3 protein-coding genes are annotated in these 2,558 nt (G+C 66.1%); all 3 read left to right on the forward strand.

Features of this window, described 5'->3' with window-relative positions; genetic code table 11:
- A partial coding sequence (locus QZ609_RS26290) for an electron transfer flavoprotein subunit beta/FixA family protein (protein ID WP_295501388.1) occupies positions 1-666 on the forward strand: 666 nt, incomplete at its 5' end.
- Between the two features lie 52 nt (positions 667-718).
- Entirely contained in the window at positions 719-1,654 is a 936-nt protein-coding gene (locus tag QZ609_RS26295) for an FAD-binding protein (RefSeq protein ID WP_295501391.1), read from the forward strand.
- A 245-nt stretch (positions 1,655-1,899) separates the two neighbouring features.
- A partial coding sequence (locus QZ609_RS26300; RefSeq protein WP_295501393.1) for an acyl-CoA dehydrogenase family protein occupies positions 1,900-2,558 on the forward strand: 659 nt, incomplete at its 3' end.

Raw genomic sequence — 2,558 nt, forward strand, 5'->3', positions numbered from 1 at the left:
GCCAACGTCAAGATGAGCATGAACCCGTTCGACGAGATCGCCGTGGAAGAGGCGGTCCGTCTGAAAGAAGCGGGCGTCGCCACCGAAGTGATCGCCGTCTCGTGCGGCGTGGCCCAGTGCCAGGAAACCCTGCGCACCGCCATGGCCATCGGCGCCGACCGGGGCATCCTGGTCGAGACCAACGAAGAGCTGCAGCCGCTGGCCGTCGCCAAGCTGCTCAAGGCGCTGGTCGACAAGGAACAGCCGCAGCTGATCATCCTGGGCAAGCAGGCGATCGACGACGATGCCAACCAGACCGGCCAGATGCTGGCTGCGCTGGCGGGCCTGCCGCAAGCGACGTTCGCGTCGAAGGTGCAGGTTGCCGACGGCAAGGCTTCGGTCACGCGTGAAGTGGATGGCGGTCTGGAAACCCTGTCGGTCAAGCTGCCGGCCGTGGTCACCACCGACCTGCGCCTGAACGAGCCGCGCTACGTGACGCTGCCGAACATCATGAAGGCCAAGAAGAAGCAGCTCGACACGGTCAAGCCGGAAGACCTGGGCGTGGACGTGGCGCCGCGTCTGAAGACGGTCAAGGTGGTTGAGCCTGCCAAGCGCAGCGCAGGCGTGATGGTGCCGGACGTTGCAACGCTGGTGGCCAAGCTCAAGACGGAAGCCAAGGTGCTGTAAGCGGACATCCGCACGCACACATCTTCCAAGCACACCGAATAGGCAGATCAAGATGACCGCACTCGTTATTGCTGAACACGACAACCAATCCATCAAGGCCGCGACGCTGAACACCGTGACCGCCGCGCTGCAATGCGGCGGCGACGTCCACCTGCTGGTGGCCGGCGCTGGCTGCGGCGCAGCCGCCCAGGCCGCTGCGCAGATCGCTGGCGTGGCCAAGGTGCTGGTGGCCGACGCGCCCCAGTTTGCCGATGGCCTGGCCGAGAACGTCGCCGAGCAGGCCCTGGCCATTGCCGGCAACTACAGCCACATCCTGGCGCCCGCCACCGCCTACGGCAAGAACATCCTGCCGCGCGTGGCCGCCAAGCTGGACGTGGCCCAGCTGTCCGACATCACCAAGGTCGACGGCCCCGACACCTTCGAACGCCCGATCTACGCCGGCAACGCGATTGCCACCGTGCAATCGGCCGACAAGGTGAAGGTACTCACCGTGCGTGGTACGGCGTTCGACGCAGCGGCCACCACCGGTGGCTCGGCCGCGACCGAAGCCCTGACCGCCGTGGCCGACGCCGGCATCTCGCAATTCGTCTCGCGCGAAGTGACCAAGAGCGACCGCCCGGAACTGACCGCCGCCAAGATCATCGTGTCGGGTGGCCGTGGCGTGGGCTCGGGCGAGAACTACACCAAGGTGCTGACGCCGCTGGCCGACAAGCTGGGCGCTGCACTGGGTGCCTCGCGCGCGGCTGTCGACGCCGGCTTCGTGCCGAACGACTACCAGGTCGGCCAGACCGGCAAGATCGTCGCGCCGCAGCTGTACATCGCCGTCGGTATCTCGGGCGCGATCCAGCACCTGGCCGGCATGAAGGATTCCAAGGTGATCGTCGCGATCAACAAGGATCCGGAAGCGCCGATCTTCAGCGTGGCCGACTACGGCCTCGTGGGCGACCTGAACACCGTCGTGCCGGAGCTGGTGGCCGCACTGGGCTGATCGAACCACGCGGCGCGCTTCATCTGACGCGCGCCGCAACGCCCGACGCAAAGCCGTTTCCGACCCGTTTGGAAGCGGTTTTTTTGTACCCGAATAGAGCTGTTTGAACCTGTTCACGATCCGTAGCGAGCGGCCCGAGGTTGGCCCGAGAAGCGCAGCCGTACATGCGTACGGCGAGCATCACAGGGTCAAGATCGGGCCGCGCAGTAGGATCGTGGACAGGTTCTCGAGGATTGGAGAGAGACATGACGTATCAAGCCCCCGTCAAGGACATGCTGTTCGTGATGAACGAGCTGGCTGGCCTGGACAACGTCGCCAAGCTGCCCGGCTTCGAAGACGCCACGCCCGACACCGCCCAGGCCGTGCTGGAAGAAAGCGCGCGCTTCACCGGTGAAGTCGTTGCCCCGCTCAATGTGGACGGCGACCGCAACCCGAGCAGCTGGAAAGACGGTGCCGTCACGGCCACCGCCGGCTTCAAGGACGCCTTCCTGCAATTCGGCCAGGGCGGCTGGCAGGGCGTGCAGCACCCGCTCGAATACGGCGGCCAGGGTCTGCCCAAGCTGATCGCCACGGCCTGCATCGAAATGCTGAACGCCGCGAACCTGTCGTTCGCGCTGTGCCCGCTGCTGACCGACGGCGCCATCGAGGCGCTGCTGACGGCCGGCACCGAAGCACAAAAGCAACGCTTCGTGCCCAAGCTGATCTCCGGCGAGTGGACCGGCACGATGAACCTGACCGAGCCGCAGGCCGGCTCCGACCTTGCGCTGGTGCGCACGCGTGCTGAGCCGGTGGGCGACGGCACGTTCAAGATCTTCGGCACGAAGATCTTCATCACCTGGGGCGAGCACGACATGGCCGAGAACATCGTCCACCTCGTGCTGGCGCGTACGCCGGGCGCGCCGGA

This window comes from uncultured Ralstonia sp. (assembly GCA_913056305.1).
GTDB lineage: Bacteria > Pseudomonadota > Gammaproteobacteria > Burkholderiales > Burkholderiaceae > Ralstonia.